Annotated in this window: 14 protein-coding genes and 1 pseudogene; 5 read left to right on the top strand and 10 right to left on the bottom strand. The window is 62.5% G+C overall.

Features of this window, described 5'->3' with window-relative positions; translation table 11 throughout:
• Positions 1 to 66 precede the first annotated feature (66 nt).
• Positions 67 to 2,877: a bifunctional diguanylate cyclase/phosphodiesterase gene (locus AC07PE_RS11680; RefSeq protein WP_498764411.1), complete on the bottom strand. Its 2,811-nt coding sequence runs from the start codon at positions 2,875 to 2,877 to the stop codon at positions 67 to 69.
• A gap of 55 nt (positions 2,878 to 2,932) precedes the next feature.
• Positions 2,933 to 4,240, bottom strand: coding sequence for a chloride channel protein (locus AC07PE_RS11675; RefSeq protein WP_498764409.1), 1,308 nt, complete (start codon positions 4,238 to 4,240; stop codon positions 2,933 to 2,935).
• 80 nt (positions 4,241 to 4,320) lie between these two features.
• Here AC07PE_RS11675 and AC07PE_RS11670 point away from each other — a divergent pair, with 80 nt between their 5' ends.
• Positions 4,321 to 4,827 carry a MarR family winged helix-turn-helix transcriptional regulator gene (locus tag AC07PE_RS11670; protein ID WP_498764407.1) on the top strand — a complete coding sequence of 169 codons (507 nt, stop codon included), beginning with the start codon at positions 4,321 to 4,323 and terminating at the stop codon, positions 4,825 to 4,827.
• 11 nt (positions 4,828 to 4,838) lie between these two features.
• On the opposite strand, the gene AC07PE_RS11665 is transcribed toward AC07PE_RS11670, so the two are convergent.
• From AC07PE_RS11665 to AC07PE_RS11655, 3 genes are all read right to left on the bottom strand, one after another.
• Complete coding sequence (locus tag AC07PE_RS11665) at positions 4,839 to 5,972, bottom strand: YbdK family carboxylate-amine ligase (protein ID WP_498764404.1); 1,134 nt, start codon at positions 5,970 to 5,972, stop codon at positions 4,839 to 4,841.
• 1 nt (position 5,973) lies between these two features.
• A complete protein-coding gene (locus AC07PE_RS11660) occupies positions 5,974 to 7,155 on the bottom strand; it encodes a cation:proton antiporter (RefSeq protein WP_498764402.1) in 1,182 nt (393 codons plus the stop codon).
• 200 nt (positions 7,156 to 7,355) lie between these two features.
• Positions 7,356 to 8,768, bottom strand: coding sequence for a metallophosphoesterase family protein (locus tag AC07PE_RS11655; RefSeq protein WP_498764399.1), 1,413 nt, complete (start codon positions 8,766 to 8,768; stop codon positions 7,356 to 7,358).
• A gap of 172 nt (positions 8,769 to 8,940) precedes the next feature.
• Between AC07PE_RS11655 and AC07PE_RS11650 the strand changes: the two genes are divergently transcribed.
• On the top strand, positions 8,941 to 11,373 hold the full coding sequence (locus AC07PE_RS11650; protein WP_498764397.1) for a TonB-dependent receptor plug domain-containing protein: 2,433 nt from the start codon (positions 8,941 to 8,943) through the stop codon (positions 11,371 to 11,373).
• A 781-nt stretch (positions 11,374 to 12,154) separates the two neighbouring features.
• On the opposite strand, the gene AC07PE_RS11645 is transcribed toward AC07PE_RS11650, so the two are convergent.
• The gene (locus AC07PE_RS11645; RefSeq protein WP_498764395.1) at positions 12,155 to 12,457 is read right to left on the bottom strand and encodes a hypothetical protein; all 303 of its coding nucleotides are present in this window, start codon (positions 12,455 to 12,457) and stop codon (positions 12,155 to 12,157) included.
• The gene (locus tag AC07PE_RS11640; protein ID WP_498764774.1) at positions 12,454 to 12,687 is read right to left on the bottom strand and encodes a hypothetical protein; all 234 of its coding nucleotides are present in this window, start codon (positions 12,685 to 12,687) and stop codon (positions 12,454 to 12,456) included. The genes AC07PE_RS11645 and AC07PE_RS11640 overlap by 4 nt, the downstream gene beginning before the upstream one ends.
• A 341-nt stretch (positions 12,688 to 13,028) precedes the next feature.
• Between AC07PE_RS11640 and AC07PE_RS11635 the strand changes: the two are divergent.
• Positions 13,029 to 13,115 (top strand): annotated as a pseudogene (locus AC07PE_RS11635) (helix-turn-helix domain-containing protein); the annotation flags it as partial.
• 833 nt (positions 13,116 to 13,948) lie between these two features.
• Here the strand turns inward: AC07PE_RS11635 and AC07PE_RS11630 are convergent.
• Both AC07PE_RS11630 and AC07PE_RS11625 read right to left on the bottom strand, forming a co-directional pair.
• Positions 13,949 to 19,714: an RHS repeat-associated core domain-containing protein gene (locus AC07PE_RS11630; protein ID WP_498764393.1), complete on the bottom strand. Its 5,766-nt coding sequence runs from the start codon at positions 19,712 to 19,714 to the stop codon at positions 13,949 to 13,951.
• A gap of 301 nt (positions 19,715 to 20,015) precedes the next feature.
• Positions 20,016 to 21,332 carry a hypothetical protein gene (locus AC07PE_RS11625; RefSeq protein WP_498764391.1) on the bottom strand — a complete coding sequence of 439 codons (1,317 nt, stop codon included), beginning with the start codon at positions 21,330 to 21,332 and terminating at the stop codon, positions 20,016 to 20,018.
• 957 nt (positions 21,333 to 22,289) lie between these two features.
• On the opposite strand from AC07PE_RS11625, the gene AC07PE_RS11620 reads away from it, so the two are divergent.
• Positions 22,290 to 23,057 carry a ZIP family metal transporter gene (locus AC07PE_RS11620; protein WP_498764389.1) on the top strand — a complete coding sequence of 256 codons (768 nt, stop codon included), beginning with the start codon at positions 22,290 to 22,292 and terminating at the stop codon, positions 23,055 to 23,057.
• 3 nt (positions 23,058 to 23,060) lie between these two features.
• Here the strand turns inward: AC07PE_RS11620 and AC07PE_RS11615 are convergent, their stop codons facing one another.
• Entirely contained in the window at positions 23,061 to 25,472 is a 2,412-nt protein-coding gene (locus AC07PE_RS11615) for a catalase (RefSeq protein WP_498764387.1), read from the bottom strand.
• A 202-nt stretch (positions 25,473 to 25,674) separates the two neighbouring features.
• Between AC07PE_RS11615 and AC07PE_RS11610 the strand changes: the two genes are divergently transcribed.
• A complete protein-coding gene (locus tag AC07PE_RS11610) occupies positions 25,675 to 26,376 on the top strand; it encodes a hypothetical protein (protein WP_498764385.1) in 702 nt (233 codons plus the stop codon).
• Positions 26,377 to 26,399: the final 23 nt, after the last annotated feature.

Here is a 26,399-nt window from a genome sequence, read left to right as displayed (position 1 = left end):
CTGCTCCTGTTTATGTCCGCCGCAAGTATAGCCGAGCGCGTGCGGATTCACGGTGCGCCAGACCGCTTAAGCAATGACCGTCTGCGGCGTGACGTGGCGGCCGTTCCGCAGCATCGCTTCCACCTCGGTGCGCGAGGCCGCCCGTGCGTACACATGGCCCTGCACCTCGTCGCAGCCGCGCCGTTTCAGGTAGTCGAGCTGGGCCTCGGTTTCCACCCCTTCGGCGATGACACGCATGCGCAGCCCGCGCGCCAGTTCGATAATGGCCGAGACCATCGCCGCGTCGTCCTCGCTGCTGGTGATGTCGCGGACAAACGAGCGGTCGATCTTCAGCACGTCCACCGGGAAGCGGCGCAGGTAGGACAGGCTCGAGTAGCCGGTGCCGAAGTCGTCGATGGAGAGCTTCACCCCCATCTGCTTGAGCTGCCCCATGGTCCGGATCGCGCTCTCGACATCGTCCATCATGAGGCTCTCGGTCAGCTCGATCTCCAGGCAGCCCGGCGACAGCCCGGTCTCTTCCAGCACCCGCTCGATCTCGCGCACCAGGCCGGGCTGGGCGAACTGGCGCGCCGACAGGTTGACGGCGATGCGCAAGTGGCCGTAGCCGGCATGCTGCCATTCGCGGCTCTGGCGGCAGGCGGTGCGCAGCACCCAGGAACCGATCGGCACGATCAGCCCGGTCTCTTCCGCCAGGTGGATGAAGCGGTCCGGCCGCACCATGCCCAGGATCGGGTGGCGCCAGCGGATCAGGGCCTCCAGTCCGACCACCGAGCCGCTCGACAGGTCGACCTGGGGCTGGTAGTGCAGCTCGAACTCGCCGTGGTTCAGCGCACTGCGCAGCGCACCCTCGAGCGCCATCCGCTCGCGCGCCCGCGCATTCATCGCCGGCGTATAGAACTGGACCGCGTTGCGGCCGAGGTCCTTGGCGCGGTACATCGCGACTTCCGCGTGCTGGACCAGGGCGGCGGCATCAATGCCGTCCGCCGGCCAGGCCGCCAGGCCGGCGCTGCCCGTCATGACCAGGTCCTGCCCGTGCAGGCGCAGCGGCTCGGCCAGGGCCTGCAGCACCGCCTGGACCGCGGCCGCGGCTTCGCTCTCGTCGGCGCGGCCGGGAAGCACCAGCACGAACTCGTCGCCGCCGGTACGGGCCACCGTGTCGGCGCGGCCGACGGCGGCCTGGACCCGGCTTGCCACCGCCTTCAGCATCTCGTCGCCGGCGCTGTGGCCGAGGGTATCGTTGACGTACTTGAAGTGGTCGAGGTCGAGCGCCGCCACCCACACCGCGGCGTCGGTGCCGGCCAGTGCAATGGCGGCCTCGATGCGGTCCTGCAGCAGCGCGCGGTTGGCCAGGCCGGTCAGCGTGTCGTAGCGTGCCCGTACTTCCAGCTCGGCCTCGTAGCGCTTGGCGGTGCTGACGTCGTACTGGGTGATCACGAAGTGGCCCGGCTCGTCCTCGCCCTCCCACACCGGCGCCACGTAGACGTCGGCGTACAGCTCCTGCCCGCTCTTGCAGAGCAGGCGCATGGTGGCATTGCCTTCGCGGCGCTCGCGCATCAGCTGCAGCAGCTCGGCCACCGGGGCCTGCTCCGGCTCGCGCTGGGCGGTGTCGAACAGGCGCCGCCCGACCACTTCGGCGGCGCTATAACCGCGCATGCGCTCGAAGGCCGGGTTCACGTATTCGATCGGATAGCCCGGCTCCCGGGCGTTCACCAGCATCACCACGTTGGCGCTGGCCTCGATCGCGCGCAGGTAGAGGTTGGTCTGGCCGAGCGCCTGTTCGAGGTCGGCCGTGCGGCGCTCGATCAGGGCTTCGACCTCGCCGGCGCGCCGGCTGCGGGTGCGCACCCAGGCCGCCAGCGCCGCGCTCAGCAGGCAGCCCAGCACCAGCACCGCCAGCGGCGCCGCGCCGCTGCCCATGTCGGTCGAGCGGCCGGACAAGCGCAACGCCCAGCGCTGGCCGGCCACGTCGAAGGGGCGGCGAACGGTAAAGATTTCCTCGCCCAGCCACCCATGCCAGGCCGGACTGGCGCGCCAGCCCATGCTGTCCCAGCGGAAGGCGGTGCGCATGCCCTTTTCTCCCATCCCGGCCAGCTCGATCGCCGTGCCGGCGCGGCCCAGCAGCCGGGCGCCGGCCAGGTTGCGTCCCATCAGGTCGGCCACGTCCAGCACCACCGAGGTATCGCCGATCACGTTCGCGCGGCGCTCGGCGGCCTGGAAAGGGACGACGCCGCCGCGGTAGACCGGCATGACGAACACCACGCCCAGCTTCTGCTCGTACTGCAGCAGCGGCAGCAGTACGCTGGCGGCCGGTTGGCCGCTGTCGAGCGCCCGCTCGAAAGCCCGCGCCTGGGGCGCGAAGGACAGTGCGTCGTAGCCGAGCGCGTCGCGGTAGCCGTTCATGGGCTCGATGTACTCGGCGACCAGGTAGCGCTTGCGGGCGCCTGCCGGCGCCAGTCCGGTCTGGCCCCGCTCGCGGATGCGAAAGCCGGGCTGCAGGCGCGCCTGCCCGGCCTCGTAACCGCTGCGGCCGTCGGCCTCGACGATGCGGTGGAACACCATGGCGTCCAGGTAGGGATGGCTCTCCATCAGGGGACGCGCGAAGGCGGCGAACTGGGCGCGGTCGACCACGCCTACCGATTGGAACAAGGCATTGCTGGCCTGGAGGACGACCAGCACGTCGCCGAAACTGTTGGCGACGGCGGCGTAGTTGGTCTCGGCGCGCTGGAGGAATTCGGCACGGGCGCGTTCGCGTTCGGCCTCATGCAGGCCGCTGGCGAGCGCAAAAGCGACTGCTGCGCCGCCCAGCAGGGTGAGCAAGGCGGCGATATCCGGTGGCCGCAGACGGACGCGGCCGAGGCGCGCTATCCAATTCGACATAAGCCATGGTAGCAGGTATGGCCCCGCGCACGCCGCATTCCACCGGCAGGCGCGGCTATTCTTTCGGGCTGGACGGCAGGCGCGCGAGCTGGAAGCCGGCCAGAGTCGCATACAGCGGCGGACTGATCGCGCGCGCCACCGCATAGGACACCAGGGCGCAGGCCATCAGGCTGAGCACCATCGCGTGGCCGTCGACCATTTCCATCACGATGATGAAGGCGGTCAGCGGGGCCTGGGTGGCGGCGGACAGGAAGCCGACCATGCCGAGTGCGATCAGGGCCGGCATCTGCATGCCGTATAGTAGTAAAGCGACGTCGTTGCCGATCGCGGCGCCGATCGCCAGCGAAGGGGCGAAAATGCCGGCCGGGACGCCGGACCAGCTCGTGAGCCAGGTGGCCAGGAATTTGAACAAGGCATAAGCCGGCGGCATGGCGGCCGTGCCCTCGACCATGATGCGGGTGGCGCCGTAGCCGGAACCGAAGGCCGCGCCGGCGGTCACGATGCCGATCAGCGCCACCGCCAGGCCGCAGCCGGCCGCGAACAGCACCGGCCGGCGGGCCCGAAAGCGGCTGAAGGGGTCGGGCGACTGCCCGGACAGCGAGGCGATCAGCAAACGCGAGAACAGGCCGCCGGCGATGCCGGCCAGCACCGCCAGCAGCAGGCCCGGCAGCAGCAGGTCGAGGCCGGGCGTGGGCGCGTGGATCACGCCGAAATAGGTGCCGTTGCCATGCGCCGACACCGCCACCAGGCCGGCCAGCACGATCGCCGCGATGATCAGGCCGCTGCTGCGCCGCTCCGGCCCGCGCGCCAGCTCCTCGATCGCGAACATCACCCCGCCGAGCGGGGTATTGAAGGCGGCCGCGATGCCCGCGGCGCCGCCAGCTACCAGCAGGCCGTGGACGCCGACCGGCGCGCCGGTCGGCATGAAACGCCGCGCCTGCAGCATGATGCCGGCGGCGATCTGCACCGACGGCCCTTCGCGGCCCAGCGACAGCCCGCCCAGCAGGCCGCCGGAAGTCAGCAGGATCTTCGCCACGCTGAGGCGCAGCGACACGAACAGGCCGCGCTCGGCCTCGCCGACCTCCTTTTCGAGCGTCGCCATCACCTGGGGAATGCCCGAGCCGGCGGCGCCCGGGGCGAACCGTCGCGTGTACCAGACCACCACGGCGGCTGCAAGCGGCGCGCACAACAGCGGCGCCCACCAGGCCTGGGCCCGCAGCGCGGCAAAATAACTGCTCGCCTTCTCCGCCAGCCAGGTGAAACCGACCACCGTCAAGCCGGCCACCACCGCGGCCGCCACAACCAGGGCGCGCGCCAGCCACAGCTTCCAGTCGGCCAGTTCCTGGCGTATCGCTTCCCTCATCGAGCGCGGCGCTTTCATTTTTCAGTATCTTCGCAACAAGACGCTGGGCTTGGCACCGATTTATCCGTTATCATTCGCCTATGTCCTCATCATTTTCGTCAAAAGAAGGTGACGCGGCCGAGGTCGCGTCACCCGAGACCCGCGTCCTGCGCCAGTTCCGGATCGTGTTCAACTCGGTCAAGACGCACTTCCGCCAGGTCGAGCGCGAAGCCGGCGTCGGCGGCGCCCAGCTGTGGGCGCTGTCCGTCATCGAGCGCCGCCCCGGCATCGGCGTCACCGAGCTGTCGCGCGAGCTCGACATCCACCAGTCCACGGCCAGCAACCTGATCAAGAGCCTGACCGAGCGCGGCCTGGTCACGGCCGCGCGCGAAGGCATGGACCGGCGCAGCGTCTCCCTGCGCATCGCGCCGGACGGCGAAGCGGTGCTGAAAACCGCACCGATGCCCTTTGCCGGTGTGCTGCCCGATGCCCTGTCCAGTCTCGATCCGGCCACGCTGGAACGCCTGGAGCAGGATTTGGGCGCGCTGATCGCCCTGCTCGAGGCGGACGAGTCCAGCGCCAAGGTCCTGCTGTCCCAGCAAATCTAAGTCCACGTGCTTCAGGCCGGGACCGGCTGGTCCTGGCGGAAGCGCTCCAACGCCGCGTCCACCACCGCCTCGCGGCTGCCGCCTTCGCGGAAAGCCAGTCGCAGGTAGTCGGCGTCGCTGCCGAGATGGATGTCGCGGCGCAGCTGCTCGAGCGCGGCGCCGCTGCCGAGCGCTTCGTAGTGCGGCTCCAGCCGGCGCAGGGTGCCGAGGATGTCGTCGCGCAGCAGCACCTGCTCGTGGCGCTGCGGATGCACCAGGGTGCCATCGAGGCCGAAGCGGCAGGCCTGGAATCGGTTGTAGTTATAGACCAGGTAGTCGTCCTCGCGCGGCGCCGGTTCGTTGCCCTCCAATAGATAACGGCACAGGGCCTGCAGATAAGCGGCCAGCGCGGCGGCGCGCTCGACCGACAGCGGGGTGTCGCAGACACGCAGCTCGATGGTACCGTACTCCGGCTTGGGACGCAGGTCCCAGTAGAAATCCTTCATGCTCTTCACGATGCCGGTGCCGGCCATCTTCTCGAAGTATTCCTCGGCGAAGGCGTCCCAGCCCAGCAGGAAAGGCGCCCGGCCGGACAAGGGGAAGGCGAACACGGAATTCAGGCGCGCCGACTGGAAGCTGGTGTCGCTGCCCTGCAGGAAGGGCGAGGAACCCGACAGCGCGATAAAGTGCGGCACATAGCGGTTCAGCGCGTGCAGCAAGTACATCGCTTCGTCGCCGGAGCGGCAGCCGATATGCACGTGCTGGCCGAATACCGTGAACTGCTTGGCCAGGTAGCCGTACAGCTGCGAGACTTCCTTGAAGCGCGGCTTCGAAAAGATGCGCCGCTCCGACCACTGCTGAAAGGCGTGGGTGCCGCCGCCGCAGACGCCCACGTTCAAGCGGTCGCCGGCCGCCAGCAGGGTGTCGCGGATCTGGCGCAGCTGGGCCAGCAGGCTGTCGTGGCCGGTGTGCACGCTGCTGTTAATCTCGATCATGCTCTGCGTGATCTCGGGCGTGACATTGCCCGGGAAAGGCGCGCGCGCCAGCAGGTCCAGCATGTCGGGCGAGGCCGGCACGAGGTCGAAGTCGGACAGGCTGACCAGCTGGAGCTCGAGCTCCACGCCCATGGTCAGCGAGTCGGAGGCGGCGAAAGGTCCCAGCGCCATGTCAGATCTCCTTGTGTTGGTGGGTCTCGTCGGCCCAGGCCAGGGCGCGCTGGGTGATCAGCGGCCCGAATACCTGCAGCACCAGGCACATCGCCATCAGCGGCGCCAGGCTGTAGTTGAAGTCGACGCCCAGGCGCCGGGTCTGCTCGATCATCAGCACCGTGAACACGGCCAGCGGCGCCAGCGCCAGGCCGGACAGCGCGCCCTTGCGTACCGAAACCCCGGACGGCCGCGCCAGCGCAGCGCACACGCCGACCTTGACCAACATCCGCACCAGCACCAGCAGCACGCCCAGCAGCAGTCCTTGCTGCACGTGGTCCCAGGTGAGGGTCGAGGCCGCGAACACGAACAGCAGCACCGACAGCAGGTCGCCGAGGGCGCCGAAATTGCGCTGGGCGACGCCGAGCGCGCTGCGGCGGTGGCGCGCGGCCAGCCCGAAGCAGAGCGCGGCGAACACCGGCGACAGCTTGAACACGTGGGTAACGGCCACCACCAACAGCACCGCCAGCGCGAAGGTCAGCGTGGCATTTTTCCCGTCCATGCTGCGCAGCCACAGCGGCACCAGCATGCCGGCCAGCGCCCCGAGAATGCCGGACGCGGCCAGCACCAGCAGGGTGGCGCCGGCCGCATGCAGCAGGTCGCCCGAGGTCTGGAACACCTTCACGCCGACGATGATATTAAATACGAACAGCGCAGCGACGCAGTTCAGGGCCGCCAGGTGCATGGCGCGCTCGCTGACCTGGCCGCCGGCGCCCTCCTCGTTCAGCACCCGCACCAGGCCGGCCGGCGAGGTCGCCATCGCCAGCGCGCCCAGCAGGCCGCAGCTGATCGGCGGCGCGCCAAACCAGTGAGCCGCCAGCCAGACGGCGAGGAAGGTGGCGCCCGATTCGAGCAGCGAAGTCGCCAGGATCCAGGGGTTGGCGCGCAGCCAGCGCAGGTTGATGCGGTAGCCGAGTTCGAACAACACGAGGCCGAAGGCCAGGCTGGCCAGCAGCAGATAGGGGGAATGGTCGATCGGACCTTGTACCCTGAGCGCCAGATTACCGGCCAGGAAGCCGGCCAGGCCGTAGATGCTGATGCGGGGAACGCCGGTCCAGCGGTGCGCCAGTTCGCCGGCCATCCAGGAGACCACCAGTGCCAGCGGCCAGGCCAGCTGGGCGGCGGCGGAAATCAACTCGTCCATATGCCCTCCTCCGAGTGATTGAGACGGATGGAGCGGGCAACCAGGGAAAAAAAGCTCCCGGCCGGGCCGGGAGCATAACGATACAAAGTATCCTCATCGCTGATCGCGAAGACTGCCAGAATCCAGCTCAGCAGCCCCGCTCACGAGACGATTGTGACATAGATCGTGTATTGCAGGCAACCATATTTATGCAAATATAGTTATCGCTGCGCCGCGCGCGGCACCTGCGGCAAGGCGCAACGCGAGTGGCGGCCCTCCACCGTGCAGGTGTTGCGCTCCTTGCCGTCACGGTCGTGGATCACCACGTCCCAGCGGTCCGCACCCCGGCGTTCCATGGTCATGAATCCGAAGCCGTCGATCCAGGAACTCATGGCCTCGACGATGGCGCCGGGGGCCGGCGTGGTGCCCGGCGCAACCGTCGCCGGCAGTGGGACGATGTCTTCCGCCGTGCCGGCGAAGCCGCTGACGAACTGCGTCGGATGGTCGGACGAGAAACTGACCTGCTCCCACAGGTGGACGTGACCGGACAGCAGCACGTCGACGTTCGCCGGCAACAGGCGCGGCTGGATGGCGCCGAAGGTCTGGATCAGCCCGGCATCGCCGCCGAACAGCCGGATTTCATTCGTCTTCTTGTCCTGCTCGGCGCCGAAACCGTACAGGGGGTGGTGGTCGACGGCGATGGTGTGGCGGGCACGGCCGGCCAGAGCCTCCAGCTTGCGGTAGGTGTCAGCGTATTTCTCGATCCGGACGTCGCCGGCCTTGAAGCCCTTGTAGCTGGTGTTGGCGCTGTCGAAGACCAGCAGCTGGGCGTCGCCGCCGAGCGGTACCACATAAGGATCGGTGTAGTCGCCGATACCGTCCTGCTTCGGATCGTCGCAGCTGTTTTCCGGACGCAGCGGACGCGGATCGAGGAAGCGCCACCAGCCCTGCCCGCCGCGCACGCAAGTCTCGTGGTTGCCGCGCGCGACCACCCAGGGCGCGGCCGCCAGCAGGGTCCGGGCCGGGGCAAAGAAATCGGCGTTCCAGGCATCCCAGCCATAGCCGAAGGGGCTGCCTGCGCAGCCGGGGCGATCGGCCGGGCATGGATCTTCGCGGTAGTGGAAGTCGCCGACGTGGATCACCAGATCCGGCTTCCAGGCGGCCGCGCTGGCAGCCACCCTGGCGAAGGGAAAGGCCTCCGCATCGTTACAGTCCTGGAATTCCTTGCCCTTCAAGCGGCAGCCGGTGTCGCCGATCACCACGATGCGCTTCGGTTCCTGCACCGGCAGCGGCAGCCGCTGGCCGGCCACGCTGACGCTGCGCGTGCCCGCAGGCAGCGGCGTCTCGCAGCTTTGCACCGGTGAGGATACCGGCGTCGGCCGATCTTTCGCATCCCCGGTCTGGGGGCGCAGCGGGATGGCAGACAAGGGCGAGCGCACGGCCATCGCTGCGGCTTTGCCGTCGATCTCGATGGCCGGGCAAGATGGAGAAGTCACGATGGCGCGGGCGATCGCGGCGCCGTCGTCGCCGAGGATGACGTAAGCCGACTGCGGCGCCGGTTGGGACTGCAGGCCAGCGCAGCCGGCAAGCAGAGCCGCACTGAGGAGTGCGAGGGAAGTTCGAGGCAGGGACATGGATGCTATCCAGGCAAAGTTGGCAAGTTACCACATTCACGGGATGCAAGCTGGCGCTTATCCAGGGTGGGCATATACATAATCCAAATCGTTATTTCCGTGTGCGATGGCAGCCTGTTAAGCTCGCGCCCCTCCGCAGCCATGGTGCTGCGCAACATAGCGAAAGAAGAACATGAGCGTCAAGCATTCCCGTCCCAACCCGGCCCGCGCCCTCCTCGCGCTCGGCCTGATCGCATCAAGCCTGCCCGCCGCGCAGGCCCAGGAAACCAGCAACGCCCAGCCCGCCGCCGGCGGCGAGATGCAGGCCGTGGTCGTCACCGGCACCCGCTCGCTGAACCGCCGCACACTGGAGACCGAATCGCCGGTCGACGTCATCGGTAGCAAGGAACTGCTGAGCACCGGATCGAGCGAACTGGCAACCGTCCTCTCGCGCCTGCTGCCCTCGATGAACTTCCCGCGCCCGGTCGGCGCCGACGCCAGCGATGCCGTACGTCCGGCCCAGCTGCGCGGCCTGTCGCCGGACCAGACCCTGGTGCTGGTGAACGGCAAGCGCCGCCACACCTCGGCGGTGGTCAACGTCAACGGCACCCAGGGCCGCGGCTCGGCGCCGGTCGACCTGAACGCAATCCCGCTGGCCGCGATCGACCACATCGAAGTCCTGCGCGACGGCGCCGCAGCGCAATACGGCTCGGATGCCATCGCCGGCGTGGTCAACGTCATCCTCAAGAAAGGCTTTGATGCCGGCGAGGCCGAAGTCCAGTACGGCGAATACGACAAGGGCGACGGCGAACAGACCACCGTGCGCGGCTCGACCGGCTTCAAGCTCGGCGACAAGGGCTGGGTGCGCGTGGCCGTGGAAGCCGCCAACCGCAACCCGACCAACCGCGCCTTCCCCGACCCGCGTCCGGAAGCCGGCCCGCGCCGGGGCACCCTCACCCAGCGCTACGGCGACCCGGACAGCCGTCCGCGCAGCCTGTTCCTGAACAGCCAATACAACATCAACGAGAACCTCGACTGGTACGCCTTCGCCAACTACGGCGAGCGCAAGACCTCGTCCGCGGCCACCTGGCGCACCGCCTACACCACGCCCTTCAACGCGGCGAATCCGACCCTGCGTTCCGCCCTCTATCCGGAAGGCTTCCTGCCGCTGGAAGACAGCACATCGAAGGACAGCTCGCTGGTCACCGGCCTGCGCGGCGAGCTGGCCGGCTGGCGCTGGGACGCCAGCGTCAACTACGGACGCAACCGCTTCAGCCTGGACGTCGACAACACCACCAACCTGAGCACCGGCTTCCCCAACCCCGGCCAGACCAGCTTCTACGCCGGCAAGCTGACCTCGACCCAGGAAATCGCGAACCTGGACGTGGCGCGCGACATCCCGGTGGCCTGGATGTCCGGCCCGCTGACCGTGGCGCTGGGCCTTGAAGCGCGCTACGAGTCCTACGAGATCGGCGCCGGCGAACCGAACTCCTACTTCGGCGGCGGCGCCCAGGGCTTCTCCGGCTTCCGCCTTGCAAACGCGGGCAAGAACAGCCGCAACAACCAGTCGCTCTACCTGAACCTGGAAGGCGATATCACCAAGCAGCTGTCCGGCTCCGTGGCCGTGCGTCACGAACGCTACAGCGACTTCGGCAACACCACCTCGGGCAAGGCCGCGCTGCGCTATGCCTTCACGCCGCAATTCGCCTTGCGCGGCACCTTCTCGAACGGCTTCCGCGCACCTTCGCTGGCCCAGGAGTTCTACACCATCACGACGACCAACTTCCTGGTCGTCAACGGCCAGAACACGCCGATCGAAACCGGCACCTTCCCGGTCAACAGCGCCGCCGCCCAGGCCCTCGGCGCCCAGCCGCTCAAGCCGGAACGCGCCCGCAACCTGAGCTTCGGCGCGCAGTGGCAGCCGATCCGCAACTGGACCACCACCGTCGACCTGTACCGCATCGACATCGACGACCGCGTCATCTTCTCGTCCAACCTGCAGCTGTCCGGCGCCGCAGCGGCGGGTCTGAACACGGCGCTGCAGAACCGCGGCATCTTCGTCGGCGCGGCGCGCTACTTCACCAATGCCGTCGATACCCGCACCAAGGGCGTGGACGTGGTCAGCACCTACCGCATGAACCTGGCCCAGGGCGCGCGCGCCGACTTCACGCTGGCCTACAACCACAACGACAACGAAGTGCGCCACGTGGCCGCCACCCCGGCCGTGCTGGCCGACGCGGGCCTGGTGCTGGCGGACCGCCAGACCGTCAACCGCCTGACGGTCGGCTCGCCGAAGGACAAGCTGAGCCTGTCCGGCGACTACACCCGCGGCCAGTGGAGCGGCCATGCCAACGTGACGCGTTACGGAAAATTCACCGTCCCGCAGAACAATGCGGCGCTCGATCAGACCTACGATCCGCAATGGGTGCTCGACCTGTCGGCCTCGGTGCGCGTGGCCAGCGACTGGCGCGTGACCCTGGGTATCGACAACGTCACCAACCGTTATCCGGCGCAGGTGACTTCGGTGGGTAACCTGAATGTGAATGGCACCCAGCCGTATAGCGTGTGGGCGCCGAATGGGTTCAATGGGCGCTTCTTCTACGGTAAGGTGGGTTATAGCTGGTAATTCCTTGAATTTTCTGGAATAGCTTTACGAACGGCGGGCCGGATTTCTTCGGTGCCGCCGTTTTCTTGTAGGCTTAGCGATCGTTTGTATTGCCAATTGGAGACCTTCGACTGCTTCCGCTTACGACCCAAAGCGGACTGTCATCGAACGGCCAGCCTCATCGACGCACAAAATGCCACTTTCATATACAGCCCACAAGCAAAAAGTAGGACGCTGCAGTGAGCCAAAGTATGTCGCCCCATAAACCTGCCCGCGCGCTGGACGACGTTGCCTAGCTATCGTACTAGTAGCCCATGCCATAGCTGCCGCGCAGGCTTGTCAAACGGTTGGCGGCATAGTCGATGTTGTGTGTCATCCACGAGATAATGTACGAGCTGTGACATTCACTCGAACAGTCGTTTTAATGATTAGTTATAACATGAGGACCGCAGCCCTTGACCATTAAAAGCAATTTCGCGAACATGCCAAGCGTCTCCTGCGCGTCTCACGATACGAACTTGGATCGATTGCCATCCGGCTGCACTGTACACTAGATAACTTGGACTCATGCATTGATTGGTACCGATTGCTTTAAACTCTACCCCAGTTGGTATGACAATAGGGTTTCCCCCATGAGAGCGCTCGGCCGCAACCTTGGCTCGTATTGCTGTCAGGGCTAAAGGATGGGCATCAGACGTCTTTACAAAAACAAACAAAAAGAAAAAATAAAGTATTAAAAATACTAAACTAATGTAGATAGCATATTTGATTCTTATTTTCGGAGAAAACTTATTTTTAAACATTAGTTATACCTTGGTGTAATTTTTTGAAGCGCCTCAGTTACAGCATCTGAAAATCTATTGACGATATCTGACACTTTAACGTGGAGAGAAAACTCTATACCGCCTTGAATGGAAGCCTCTGCTCCCTTTTTGTTAATCGAAGCTTCAGTGGAAATCCCGCCAATACGTTCTTTAGTAACAAGGTCTTTTCCACCACCGACTTTTGCGCCCGCCGAACCCCATAGCACAGTTGCTCCCGCTTTTCCATAGGCAGCTACAGACAGACCCGGCGCCACTTTACTGTCATCAGTCACTGGGCTCATTCGGCATTTTCTGTGGGGCGGGGATCGTATTGGGCGCCACCACCCACACCTACGCCAACGCTGACAGTAAGAGCGACTTCTCCAGTCGTACGATTAATCCCTACAGTCGCCCCGGCGCATCCCAACAGACACGCATCTACGGAAATAGCATCTCGTCCATCCGGATCAATATTCTTGTACGGATTACCGTTGACGTACCCGTAACGATTGAAGCTTTTTCCCGTCTTCACATCCGTCACTACCGGATCAACGCTCAAGAATCGTCCACCCGACGTGCGTTTATCGTAGGCGAGCCGATTTTCCCTAGCCCGTTCAAGGACTTGGCGCAGGTTTTTGCTGGCGGCTTGTGCGTAAAGAGCGAATTTTTCCCTAGACGCGATTTTGGCTCGCGCACGCGCACGCGACAAGCTGTTTCTTTGCCTGTTTATTAATGGCCCGACTTGGCCGCTGGGGTTGGGTTTGCGTGGATTCCGTCTGACTGACGGCGAAGCGCGGCGGCAAGCGACGCAGGAGCGCGCCCTGTGCGCCTGACTGGCTTCACCCCGTATGGTGGACTGCGCGCAGCGCCTGGAAAGAGCGCAAGATCGTCAAGGCGCTGCTCGAGGGGATGATCATCAAGTTCCAGACCAAGCAGATGGTGGGCAACTTGAGCAGCTAAACGAAACCGCTTTTTAGCGGCTAAAAAAGAAGAAGCCACTCGCATCCGGGATACCGGAGGGAGTGGCTTTTTTTGTTTAAAAAGAAGAGGTAATTTCTACCGCCAACGGTAAGGGTCTCGGGGCCTGCCCTGAGTTCAGGAAAAGCTGCGCGGCGTGAAGGGGGCCGCAGGCCACCGAATGCCGGGCAGCGGTGTATCCACGCGCTTGCGCGTGGATACATTTCTCATCCTGTCCGGGATATGCCTACCCTGACAGTGGACGTTGGAATGGACGTTGGAATGGACGTTAGAGTGGACGTTCCAGTGGACGTTGGCGTATAGGTTGTGGTGGACGTTCTTTGCGCCCACAGAAATATACAACAGTCCTGACGATTCTAATTAATTCCAATCTATCATATGGCAATGGCGAAACAACGGCCTACGACCTTTCCCCTCCCACCCCTAAGAATTAGTCGGACAAGGAATCGAGCTAGAAGAGGACCATCCAAGCAGTATCTCCCGGATTTTCCACTGGGAATTGGGCTCAACATCCGAACGCATCGTGACTTCAGCGAAGCCAATGCTATTCCCCCAAACAAGAAAAATTCTTGAAGCACACTTCCCCGACGTTCGAGAACCATGCTTTGTATTTATGTAATATTTGTTAGTTAGGCCGACAAGTACGGAGCCCCTGATTCTGCCATTAAAAAAATTCCTTGCTTGCTCGGATTGATAAAGCGCAGTTTTGGCTGACCTGTAGGCGTCCGAGTTCAAATCCAATGCCAACCTGCCTATAATTACCAAGCAGACGACTATGATAAACATTAGCGCCTTCTTATGAGTTATTTGCTTTATCAATATCCCTCCGCAGGCCCGCGAATCTTCTCGATCGTGAATTCTTTATTAGCCGTCTTAATGAAATCTTTCACGCCTGAAACTACGTTTTTCGCCATATCTTTAACATTGACATAACCAGCAACTTCGACCCCAACGCCTGCAACAACCTTGGCTCCAATCTTACCTGGTCCCTCGCTTTTGGAAACCCCGTATTCTTCCGATTTACTAGCGAAACCCTGTTTTGTTGACACGTCCATTCCAGCGACACCTTTGGCGCCTGCACCGATTGTAAGCGGCCCAATGCTTCCTTCGACACCCGCCTTCGCGTAGGAATTAACGACGGCACCATTTCCTTGGCTTGTATCGCTCGCGTTCGCACGCCCGTTTTCGTTTGGCCGGAGATCTAGGCTCACACCGCCGCCAAGGCCGCTTCCATAATTGCCTATGACTGCAAGCTCGCCACTCTTCACGCTATACCCAACGGTTAGTCCTAAGCATATTCCAAGACAGGCCTCGCCCGAGATTGCCGCGCGACCGTCTGGATCGATGTACTTGTACGGGCTGTTGTTCGCGTACGCGTAGCGGTTGAAAGTCGATCCGGTGTTGGCATCCGTCACCACCGGATCAATGCTCAAAAACCGCCCCGCAATCGGATCATAGTACCGCTGCTGCATGTACACCAGGTCCGTCTCGGGATCATTCACATGCCCGGTAAAACCGATGGCGCTACCCGTCGTGATCCAACCAGGGGTCGTTGGCCCCGGCTTCGTGCCAGCGGCGGTGTTACCGTAGGGCTCGAACTTCGTGCGATTGAGCTCGAACCCGGACTGGTCGGTATGCGCCACCGGCGAACCCAGCGCATCGGTGTGCACGTACTGCGTGGCGCCGTTGATGACGGTTTCGGCAATCTGCTTGCCTTCCAAGTAGATATAGGCTGTCCTGATCGAGTTCGGGCCCACACATTGATTCCCCGTCAGCGTGCCGCCATTTGGACAGCCATTAACCACCGTAGCCGCGATGCTGGTTGTATGGGTACAGGTGCTGCCACTCAGGCTGTCGCCGGTATTGCAGCGGTAAGCGGACGAGTACGTACTCGTCTGCGTGCAGGTGCTGCCACTCAGGGTCCCACCGCTCGGGCAGCTGTAGTACGCTGTTGCCGTGTAGGACGTCGTTCTGATGCAGGTGCTGCCGGAGAGTGTGCCGCCACTTGGGCAGCTATAGCTGGATGAGGCAGTGTAGTACTGCGTCACCGCGCACTGGTTGCCGTTGAGCGTGCCGTTGTTGCAGGTGTAGGTAGCCGTTGCCGCGTAACTACTCGAGGAAATGCATTGACTGCCACTGAGCATCCCGCCGTTGGGGCAGGAATAAACAATGTTCGCTTGGAAGACACAGTTGTATATCCTGCCCCTGACGAGCACAACGTCGTTCAATATCAAGCCGTAATAGTCGCCCGCAGCGTAGCAATAATCCATTGCTTCATAATAATCGTATGCCAGGGTCCCCTCCCCGTTACACTGTCCGGAAGCATCGAGTTGAAGGCCATTGCAGCTGTAGCTTTCCGCGGCTGGCGTCGATGTTGGCGTGGTACAGGTCGTGTAGTGCAGCGTGTCTCCTGACGCGCAGCTATAGTTCACCGATGCCTGCACATAGGTGGTACTGACGCAGGTGCTGCCAGACAACGTACCTCCGCTCGGGCAGCTGTAGCTGCCGCTAGCCGCGTAGTTGTCATCGCGACTGCAGGTATTCCCGCTCAGGCTTCCGCCACTCGGACAGCTGTAGCTGGCATTAGCGGCATAGCTGGTGGTATGGGTACAAGTGCCGCCGCTGAGGCTGTCACCAGCATTGCACCCCGACGTGGCAAGGTAGGTGCTTGTGGTCACGCATTGCTGGCCCACCAGGGTGCCCGTACTGCAGCTGTAGGTTGCCATCGCCGGGAAAGTACCGATTTCGTTTTTCTCGCTCCAAAGTAGTTGCCCATTCTGGCTGTAGACCTGTATACGGGTGGTCTTGCCATCGCTGCTCAGGATCTTTACCCGCCGACCGTGACCGTCGTAAGCGTAGCTTCCGCCTTGAGGAGGTGATACAAGTCGGTTGCCCAGGTCAAAGGTATATGTCTGGCCGCCCTTGGACGAGACGTTGCCGTTACCATCATAATAGTAGGCGGTGCTTGTGCCGTTGGTGACAACGCTGTCGAGCCGTTTGGTAGTAGCGTTGTAATACAGCGTGCTGGCACGCGTACCGACATTAGCCGTTCGTAAATTGTCCGCCGGGTCGTAGAGATAGGTAGCAGTACTCCAGACACCAGGCGCGGTTACACCAGCCAGGCGGTCAAAATTATCGTACGTCATCGTACGACTGAATCCACCCCCGCTCGGACTGACGCGCTTGTCTTCGATACCGCTGACGTTGCCATTAGCGTCGTAAGTGTACAAATCCTGTAAGACTGTGCCATCACTATTTAGCTTCGGCGTACCCTCTAGAGTTTGGCTAAGGCTGTGATCGATATTGTTACCAAACTTAAAACCGGAGATGGCGCCATTAGGATGGAAGGTGACGCCAGTTGCGTAATTGCCTACTTGGCTTGGCTCGCCTAAGGCATTGGCCGAGTATGTAATGGTTGGACCACCCGTAGGGTAGGTCAAGGTGCTGAGATTACCGTTGGTATCGTAATTCCAGCCGAGATCATATGTTTTGCCGCCGTAAGTCAGCTGCTCGGTCGTGGGTTTGCGCAGGCTGTTGTAATTGTAAGACCATACCACGCCGTTATTATCGATTGTATGGAGCAAGCCATCGGGCCAGTAAGTGCGAGTAGTGCTGAGATTGGTGTCACCATAAGTTATCGTCGCCAACTGATTGACGGCGTCGTAGGTGTACGTGATTTTTTTAGCCGCAGGAACGCTGTCTTTCAATTCGCAGCTGCTATTGCCGCTCAAGTTCACGCCCGTAGCACGCCAATCAATATTTCCAGCACCGTCGTAACCCTGAGCAGTGGCAACAAGCTCGGGTTCCAGCGTCTTGCACAGACGTTGACCGGCATCGTAGACGTAGCTGCGAGTGACGTCGGCGCTCACGCCATTGGCACTGCCCGAGCGGCGAATGCTGGTTGGGTTACCCAATACGTTACGGGCGATGTCAACATTGACGCCTTCGGGGGCCGTGACTTTCGCCAACCGCGCCTCGTTCGGGTTATCCAAAGCCCAGAAGCCTTGGGTCGTGATGTTATTGCGGGGGTTGGTCAGGCGGGTCTGAAAACCGCTCAGATAGTCGGTCGTCGTTACCAACTCTCCTGTGTCGCTGTCTGTGGCCATGCGTGTAATACGGCCCAGCGCATCATATTGCATGCGTCGACCTGGCGAGTTGACTGCCACTGTGCTGAAGTCGCGCTTTGGATAACTCTCGAACACCACCTGTCCACCGACATTAAAGGTCTTGACAACAACTTTGCGAGTGTTGGCTTCGTTACCGGTGTCATAGCTACGTACCATCAATGGACGCCACAGTGCGTCAAAGTAAGTAATGGTCGTAGCATTGCCCTTTTGAACGGTTTGTCGCCAATGGCCAATCGGCAGCCCATAATCGGACGACTGGGCACGCTCGTAAGCGATAGTCGTAGGGTTCCAGCCCGTTGGCGGAGTGATCCCTTGGAGCCGGAAGGCATCGTCATAGCTGTAGCTCCAAGAGTAGCCATTCGCGTCGGTACGACCGGTTACCAGCCCCCAGTCATCGATACTTGCCGTCTCGACGGCCCCATTGGCGCGCGTGATGGTTTTCGGCTGCGCGCGATAATAGTTTTCATATGTAGTTGCGTGCGATCCACCGTCAGTGTGCTTTGAAAGGTTCCCGTCGAGGTGATACTCATAACTCGCCTGTTTGATACCAAACTTTGTCGTCGATTCACGTTGCGCTTTGGAGTTGTATACGTACTTCACCATTTCTGGAGTGATTCCAGCGACGCTGATACTCTCGACCTGCCCCATGACCCCGTACGTCGTGTTGTCCGCAGCGTACAATATTGTTTCTGTACGGCCAAGAGAATTTCCACTCCCGTACCGCTTGACCGTCTTGGGACGACCACGTGCGTCAAAATCAGCCAGTGGATACTCTGTAGTGAACGTGGCGTCCGCAACGCCGCCGACGTAGCGGATGCGACGCGCCAGCGTCTCGTTAACATGGTAGTTAAGCTGGTTTTCGTTGGCCGCCGGAGTCGTGCCCTCGCAGACATAGTTAGACCAAAACGTACACACCGCCGCACCTTGCCCGAAACTGGACTCGCTGCGTTCGAGCACCTGCGTGCCAGCAATGTTGAGTGTGTCTTGTGCTACGACACGATCCTCGCTGATCGACTTGAATTTGCGATCAATGTAGAAAACAGTTTGCTTGTCAGGGCCGCTGACAGTAACGCTGCGGTAGTTCACAGTGCCACCGATGGATACCGGTGCAGGATAACCGCCTACCGGCGCGGGCAAGGCGAACGGGCCCGTAAGAAGACTGCTCGGGATGCTGGCCTCTTTGTATGTGCCACGATTGCCCGAATAGGTGTAATTCCAGGTATAGGGACCGACGCCTGGACCAGAGCTTGTCTTGCTCACCAGCGAACGTTTGACCGTGCAATACAGTGACCGCGAGAGCGAATAGTCTTGGATGTAACGGTCAGTGTAGATGTCGGGCTCGACATCGGAGCGGTAATGGATGGTGTCTCGGAAGGTGTAGCTCGTCTGCAGACCGTCAGGACTCTGAATCGTGACGAGGTAATCGCCGGCTGCTACCCCGCAGCCTGGGACAATCGCAGGCGTTGCGTTCAGTTTTATTTGCTGGCTGTAGCCGCCGATCCCGTTCGGGTTGAAGGCCAGCGGGGCAAGGCCCGTATAGCTCCACTGCCGCCCGTCAGGCAGCGTGACACTGTTGGATCCGTCGCTATTCAATCGATATGTCCAAGTACGCCCGTGTGCTGTGGCCTGAACTTCGCCGTTTAGATAGGTGATCGCGATGTGACGCCCATCGCTCGCGCTAATGTCTACGAGCCTGCCTTCTGCATCGTAGTCGTAGTTCACCTCATTATCGAAGCGGTCTTTGATCTTCGTGACCATCAGCAAGCGGGTACGGACTATTGGATCCTTGAGCGTAGCTTTGCCGTTGTAGTAACTTTTTATGTGATTGAAGGTATAGGTGGTACCGTCTGGCCCTAGGACAACGATGCCTTGTTGAACAATGCCTTGCTCGTCGGGAGGGTTATTGTCGATGCAGCTGACGATCTTGAAGTGGGACTTGGTAACCTCCCTGCTACTACCGTTATTCGGCTTTAGAAAGGTTTCCGATGTGACTCCCGGTATGTGCAGCAGCTTGCCCTGCCAATACGTATCGGGAGCAATATTGTCAGTGTTGGCGTAAGTTACGGTGGCAGCACTGCCATCGCAGTTCTTCCCATTCCGCCAGATCAGAGGCCCGCCCCAATCGAAACCTGCGCTACTGTGTCCGTCCTTGACGTCTAGGTAGTTGCCTCTTATAAATGGAATGTTCCACTTCCAACCAGCAGGGCCACCAGTGTCGGCGTCATCGGAAGGAAGCCAACGACGAAGTGCTACGGGAATTGCAAAATTACCTGGTATAGATATGTCGGTGGCCGCGAACGTAATCGTGCCCGTTGCCGGGCTGAAGTGGTCACCGAGCGGTGCAAGACTGGTCGGGTCCATTTCGTACTTCGGCTCGACCACCGTCTTCAACGCGGTTTGTGGGTCCGACGGCGCCTCGACTGATGTAACCGGCACGTCGGTGGCCGGCGGCACAGGTACGAGAGGCGGCGTGGTCGGGGGAGGGTCGGTCTGCGCGAAAGCGGCCGCTCCGACGGCGAACAGCAGGGCTAGCCCACTTCCCGTCAGCCAATTTTTGCCATTCCCACTAGTGCGGACGCGTCCCTTCGAGCCTTGCACATGTGCTGGCCGGCCAATCAGTCGATTCATGTTTACCCCTCGGGCAACATGCGTAACAGTGAACGTTGATCGCTGTTACACATGCCGAATGTATAGTTATTATTTTTACAACAACCGAAAATGTGTTCCTACACGCTGCAGCGACAGTGGCAACGGTTCAGTTCACATAACACAGGGTTTTGTCCCCTTCCTGGCTCAGCACGTTGACCTCGCTCGCGTCGGTGGGTTGGCGGGCGACAGCGGTCATGCCATCTTGTCGCATGGACACGAGCTTGGCGTTAGCGTTGCCACTCGGTGCCCCATAGCAGTAGCCCAGCGACTTGACTTTAGCGCTGTCTCGCTCAGTGCTGAGTCCCGGCCCGCCAGCTTCGGCACTGCGATACAGAGGAATGCGCCCAGGCGCGGCATCCATGAACAGGGCAAAGCGCATGCGGCTGTTGTAATAGGTCTTCTCGTCAAATTCGTAGGGATCGGTGCCGTAGACTGGTTTGCGTGTTGTGTCGCCCTTTGCTACCCAGCGGTAGACATCTACCGTGCCGGCACAGCTGGCCGGCTCTTGTTTGCAGCTCTCCGGCAACAGCGGCTTGATGTTCTTTGTGTGGTAGGTGAACGCGTTCCGGGCCATCTCTGCCCCCAAAGATTCAAACAGCCAGGTTTGGTAGCGCAGCAGGTCCTTGCTCGCACAGCCGGGGCGTCCCGGGTTGCCGGTGCAGTCCGCTACGCTCCTGCGCATGGAGCGCGAGATCATCACAAGCTTGCCCTGCGCCGCAGCGTCGTCCTGTGCCTGAACGATGGCATTGACCTTGTCGAGAGCCGGCGTTGCGGCCGTACTGCCATTGGGATCAGCAACAGCCGCACCGGTGGCCCGCACTAGTCCGCTGCTGACGATGAACATGGCGTCAAACGGCTTGCCGTCCGTACTGAGATCCTTGTTGAAGCGATCGTTGAGCTCGATAAGCTTTGCGGCGTAGTCTTTGGCGGAAACCCCCGCACGCGCATCGGACTCGTTCTGCACCCAGATCAGGTAGCGGCGGGTGATGCCGTCGGGCGTGATGAAGGTCGAGCTTTGTTGGGCTTTGCGGAACTCCGACAGAGCCTCCTGATAAATGCCTTTACTGGTTTCGAAGTCGGTCCAGTAGCCTTTGCCATCGGCTCCTGCCAGCGTCAGTGCAACATCTGGCTTACGGTAGATGACAAAGTGTGCAGCACTCTTGCTCAGGCCTGTCCATGTGTAGGCGAAGGCAGGTATTACGCCGTCAACGGGGTCAACGTCTGGACAGTTTCCCTTGCAGGCCTGACTGGCAACCGACGTGAACTTGGACCCGACACTCCAGCTCAGAAGCTTTACTCCCGACTGCGCCTTCTGGCCAGGCCAAGTATTGCCAACTTGGCCAACGACGAAGAACAGGTCCGCAGCGTTTGCGGAACAACACGCCGCAAATAGTGCCAAAAATAACCACTTGGTGAACTTCAAATCGGTTCTCCTACGTGTTGATTATTGATCGGTCAATCAGCTGCGGCAGTAATTTATTCGTCGTGCTCGTCTATTTCTGTGAAATGAGCTTCATCAAGGAAACTTTCCAACCGGATAGTGCATTATTGAACTAGCAAATATTCTCTCCAAAAGTAACATTATGTAAAAATAGTTTACAGAGAAAGTGCTGGGTCGCCCCACCCTAAGGGTGCGAGTTGCGTATGCCTAGTGGTCTGATATGGCTGGCCATTCAAGACTGCGTGTTTGCTCTTACTGCGCTCCCGCGAGCTCGACAGCGGTCGCTCCCGTTGCGCGCGACGCCGAGCGCGGCCACTGGCGCGCGGCACTGAAGGCGGAGATAAGTGGGTGTAGCTGCGCGAATTCCTTGGGGCGGATTGGGCAGCGGACTATCGTAGCTTCGCCAACGCCGGACAGCTCGGTGTGCACGTGTGCGCGCTAAGCGGTGTGTCCACGTGTACTTCGATAACGTCGACCGCATGGTCAGAGATGCAGTAATCCCTCAGATTAACCGACGCACCCGAATTGTCATTTGCGGCCAGATTAGTCAACACAGCGGCGGCCTTGAGGCATCGCCGCCGGGGCCGTGATTACTCCACCACCTCCTCTAGCAGCGCGCTACCATGCAGAGCATATTGGCACGCCACTATCTACACCGAATGGATGAGATGCTGCGAATCGTGGGCCCATGGGTGCGCGATGGCGAGATTGTGTTCGAGGAAACTGTCACCAAAGGCTTTGAACGTCGATGATACGTAGACAACGGGAACCTCCGCTTCTGGCCGATTGCGGACAGTCGGAGCGACCAGTGTATGGCCTTGTTACTCCCACGACAAGTAGCGCCTGGCCGGGCCCTCTTAATGCATCCGGCAGTGCCGTACACCGCCATCCCTACAAATCTGGTTATCATCAAGACAAGACATCGACGGGAGCAAGCGGATGGCAAGCATTCCAATGTGGGCCCAGGCAGGCTTCTGGGGTTTCGTGGCCGGCGCCGCGCTGCTGCTCGGCGCGGCGGCCGGCTTCTACCTCAAGGTGCCGCAGCGCCTGATCGCCGCCATCATGGCCTTCGGCAGCGGCGTGCTGATCTCCGCCCTCTCGTTCGAACTGGTCGACGAGGCCTACCGCCAGGGCGGCTTCGAGGCCACCGCCTTCGGCTTCCTGGCCGGCGCCGCGATCTACACGGCGGCCAACTGGTACCTCAACCACCGCGGCGCCAAGCACCGCAAGCGCTCCGGCGGCCAGCAGCCGTCCGAGGCCGAGGACAGCGGCAGCGGCCTCGCGATCGCTGTCGGCGCCCTGCTCGACGGCATTCCCGAATCGATCGTGATCGGTCTCTCGATGCTGAAGGGGGGCGTGGTCAGCATGGTGGCCGTGGCCGCGATCTTCCTCTCCAACGTGCCGGAAGGCCTGTCCAGTTCCGCCGGCATGAAGAAGGCGGGACGATCGGCCGGCTATGTGTTCGGCATCTGGGGCGGCATTGCCCTCATTTCCGGCATCGCATCGCTGGTCGGCTACACGGTCTTCCAGAACTTCTCCAGCGAAGTAGTGGCCGCGACGACCGCGGTGGCGGCCGGCGCGATCCTGGCGATGCTGGTCGATACCATGATCCCCGAAGCCTTCGAGGTGGCACACGATTTCGCGGGAATCATCACCGTGGCCGGCTTCCTGGCGGCGTTTGCCTTGAGCCGGCTGGGCGGCCGCTGAACTTCACACCCGCGGCGGGTCGGTCTCCCTCACATAGATTTTGTGACGCGTCACGGCCGTCTTGAAGGCCGCCAGCGCCGCGTTCAGCCCGGCCGGGTCGGCCACGATCAGGCCCGGGTCCGGCTCGCCGTTCGGCAGCGCGGTCGGCAGCCCGGCGGCGGCCACCAGCTGGCGCCCGGCGCCCAGCACCAGGAAGGGTTTGTCGTGACGGTACTGGTCGCGCAGGAATTCCAGCACCTTCCCGTTCTTCGCCAGCGCCGCGCTGGCGGCTTCGCCCGGCGGCAACACCACGGCGTCGTACATCACCGCCGGCGTGGCCTCGAAGGTGACCTCGACGTCGAGCGGTTTGTCGTTCAGCGCCTTGACCTCGCCCAAGTGCTGGCCGACCAGGCGCGGCTGCGCGCCATCCTTCAGCAGCGAGGCGTAGATCTGGCGCACCACGGCGCCGTCGACGCCGTCCGCCACCGCGATCGCGATCCGCCGCGTGCGGATGCCGATGCGGCCCGGCCGTGCGAACAGCGACAGCGAAGGCGACGGCGGATAATCCGGAATCGGCGTGTCGTGCACGCGAGGCAGCGGCGGCGGCACCGGGATGCCAAGCTGGCTCGCCACCGCCCTCGCCAGTCCGAGGTCGACGTTGACCAGGCCGGCGACGATGCGCTCGCGCACCGCCGGCGTCTGCACCCGCGTCAGCTCGAAGCGGAAGGCTTCGATGATGTGCTTCTGCTCGACCGCGGTCTGGCTCTTCCAGAACAGGCGCGCCTGGCCGTAGTGTTCGGCGAACAGCTCCGCCTTGCCGCGCACCTTGCTGCCCTCGATCGGCTGCGGATAGCTGACGAAGCCGCGCGAACCCGCCTGGAAGGGGCAGCCGCCGGCCAGCGAGTTCGGCTCGTAGCTGACGCGGCCGCGGTTGATGGCCTGGCGGTGGAAGCCGTCGCGCTGGTTGTTGTGGACCGGGGCCACCGGCGAATTGATCGGGATCTCATGGAAGTTCGGCCCGCCCAGGCGCGTCAGCTGGGTGTCCACGTAGGAGTGGATGCGTCCCTGAAGCAGCGGGTCGTTGGTGAAGTCGATGCCCGGCACCAGGTGGGCGATGCAGAAGGCCACCTGCTCGGTCTCGGCGAAGAAGTTGTCCGGGTTGCGGTCCAGGACCATGCGCCCGACCGGCCGCACCGGCACCAGTTCCTCGGGCACGATCTTGGTCGCATCCAATACGTCGAACACCTTGAAGGCGGCGGCCTGGGCCTCGGTGAACACCTGCAGTCCGAGCTCCCACTCCGGGAAATTGCCGGATTCGATGGCTTCCCACAGGTCGCGCCGGTGGAAGTCGGCGTCGGCGCCGGCCAGCTTGACCGCCTCGTCCCAGACCAGCGAATGGGTGCCGGCCAGCGGCGTCCAGTGGAATTTGACGAAGTGGGTCTCCCCTTTCGCGTTCACCAGGCGGAAGGTGTGCACGCCGAAGCCCTGCATCATGCGGAAGCTGCGCGGGATCGCGCGGTCGGACTCGAGCCACATCAGCATGTGGAAGATCTCCGGCGAGAGTCCCGCGAAATCGTAGAAGGTGTCGTGGGCGCTGGAGGCCTGCGGGATCTCGTTGTGCGGCTCGGGCTTGACCGAGTGGACCAGGTCCGGGAACTTCATCGCGTCCTGGATGAAGAACACCGGGATGTTGTTGCCGACCAGGTCGAACACCCCTTCGTCCGTATAGAACTTGGTGGCGAAGCCGCGCACGTCGCGTGCGGTGTCGGCCGAGCCGCGCGAGCCGGCCACGGTCGAAAAGCGCACGAACACCGGGGTGCGCTTGCCGGGCTTCGAGAACAGCGAGGCGCGCGTGATGGCGGACAGGTCGTCGTAGCTTTCGAAGAAGCCGTGGGCGCCGGCGCCGCGTGCATGCACGACGCGCTCGGGGATGCGCTCGTGGTCGAAGTGGGTGATCTTTTCGCGGAAGATGAAGTCCTCCATCGCGGTCGGGCCGCGCAGGCCGATCTTCAGCGAGTCCTGGTTATCCGCCACCTTCACGCCCTGGTTGGTGGTCAGCTCGCGGCCCGAATCGTCGACCCGCACCCGGTCCAGCGGCCCGTTCAGCGGGTTTTCGCCGATGTCCGGCGCGCCGTCGCCGACCTTGCGCGAGGCGATGTCCTCGGTGGTGGTGCTGGCGGTGGCGAGCGGCGTATCGGGAGTACGGGTCTCGCCGCGGTGCGGCGTGAACGCGTCCTGGCCGTACTCCAGCGGCTTGACCTCGTTGAAGGGCATGCGCGCCGCCAGTTCGGCATCTTCGCTGACCTTCTCGAGCAGGCGCTCGCTCTCGGGCGTGACCGCGCCCAGGCTTTCCGGCGGGGTCGGGTCCGATGGCCCGCCGACGGTGCTGAGGATGGAACCGGCGCCGTCGAAGGGGCCGTTGTTGTTCGTAGCCATGATTCACTCTCCGGTTGGTGTATTCAATAGCCGAGTCTGCTAGCGCCACGCGCAGCGGTCTTGAGCGACTACAAACCGGAGGCCACCCCATCCATGGGGGAAGCGAATTCATGTTGCGTACAGTTCATTTACAGGCGTATGGACGAAAGATATCGTGCAGACCGTCGCACCTCCGAATAACGATTAAAGCAACGAGGCCTCCATGACCCGCATTTCTTCCAAGCTTGTTTCCATATTTGCCGCAGGCGCCTGCCTGCTGACGATGAACGCCGCCCATGCCCAGCTGTCCGCCCTCGGCGGCCTGGCCAGCAGCCTTGGCGGCATGCTCACCAGCACCGTCAACCCGATGGCTGGCGCCGACGCCTACGACGTCGATGGTTTCGTGCGCAAGTCGGCGGACCTGTCGGAGATGGCCGGCCGTTCAGTGACAGCGATCAACGCCGCCTTCGCCAACGAGGAACAGCTGACGGCCAAGCGCGCGGCGCTGGCCGCGATCGCCGCAGTGGCAGACCCGAAGGAAAAGGCGGCGCGCTACCGCCAGCTGTACGATGCGGAAGCCAGCGAAACCAAACGCCTGATCGACTCCGGCGACATGGAAAAGCGCATGGCGGCGCTGGATGGCGAGAAGAAGAAGCTGATCGGCCAGGCCCTGCTGAACTTCGCGATCGGCGCGCTGCAGGCGGTGGAACTGGGCCGCCAGGGCAAGGCGATGGCGGCCTCGGTGGGCATGAACCCGATGGAACTGGTGCGCGTGGCGCCGGTGAAGGATGCGATCCCGATGCTGGCCAAGGTGGCGGTCGACGTCTCGGGCTTCATGGGGACGGTGGTGAAGCTGGCGCGCAGTGCGGATATCGCGGTGCCGGCGGTGGGCGCCGAGAGCAAGCCGGTGATGCTGAACGTCTGAGCCGCCAATTGCGACCGTCATCC

The organism is Telluria sp. GW821-FHT07G12, assembly GCF_059418525.1.
Note: the sequence above shows the minus strand (reverse complement) of the source record. Positions and strands in the feature narration are given on the sequence as shown.

What these genes read in the sequence shown, in the direction of transcription:
- AC07PE_RS11660 (WP_498764402.1), bottom strand. Translation starts at nt 7,155, where the DNA reads ATGGACGAGTTGATTTCCGCCGCCGCCCAGCTGGCCTGGCCGCTGGCA.
- AC07PE_RS11680 (WP_498764411.1), bottom strand. Translation starts at nt 2,877, where the DNA reads ATGTCGAATTGGATAGCGCGCCTCGGCCGCGTCCGTCTGCGGCCACCG.
- AC07PE_RS11610 (WP_498764385.1), top strand. Translation starts at nt 25,675, where the DNA reads ATGACCCGCATTTCTTCCAAGCTTGTTTCCATATTTGCCGCAGGCGCC.
- AC07PE_RS11645 (WP_498764395.1), bottom strand. Translation starts at nt 12,457, where the DNA reads ATGAGCCCAGTGACTGATGACAGTAAAGTGGCGCCGGGTCTGTCTGTA.
- AC07PE_RS11650 (WP_498764397.1), top strand. Translation starts at nt 8,941, where the DNA reads ATGAGCGTCAAGCATTCCCGTCCCAACCCGGCCCGCGCCCTCCTCGCG.
- AC07PE_RS11655 (WP_498764399.1), bottom strand. Translation starts at nt 8,768, where the DNA reads ATGTCCCTGCCTCGAACTTCCCTCGCACTCCTCAGTGCGGCTCTGCTT.
- AC07PE_RS11670 (WP_498764407.1), top strand. Translation starts at nt 4,321, where the DNA reads ATGTCCTCATCATTTTCGTCAAAAGAAGGTGACGCGGCCGAGGTCGCG.
- AC07PE_RS11665 (WP_498764404.1), bottom strand. Translation starts at nt 5,972, where the DNA reads ATGGCGCTGGGACCTTTCGCCGCCTCCGACTCGCTGACCATGGGCGTG.
- AC07PE_RS11675 (WP_498764409.1), bottom strand. Translation starts at nt 4,240, where the DNA reads ATGAGGGAAGCGATACGCCAGGAACTGGCCGACTGGAAGCTGTGGCTG.
- AC07PE_RS11620 (WP_498764389.1), top strand. Translation starts at nt 22,290, where the DNA reads ATGGCAAGCATTCCAATGTGGGCCCAGGCAGGCTTCTGGGGTTTCGTG.
- AC07PE_RS11615 (WP_498764387.1), bottom strand. Translation starts at nt 25,472, where the DNA reads ATGGCTACGAACAACAACGGCCCCTTCGACGGCGCCGGTTCCATCCTC.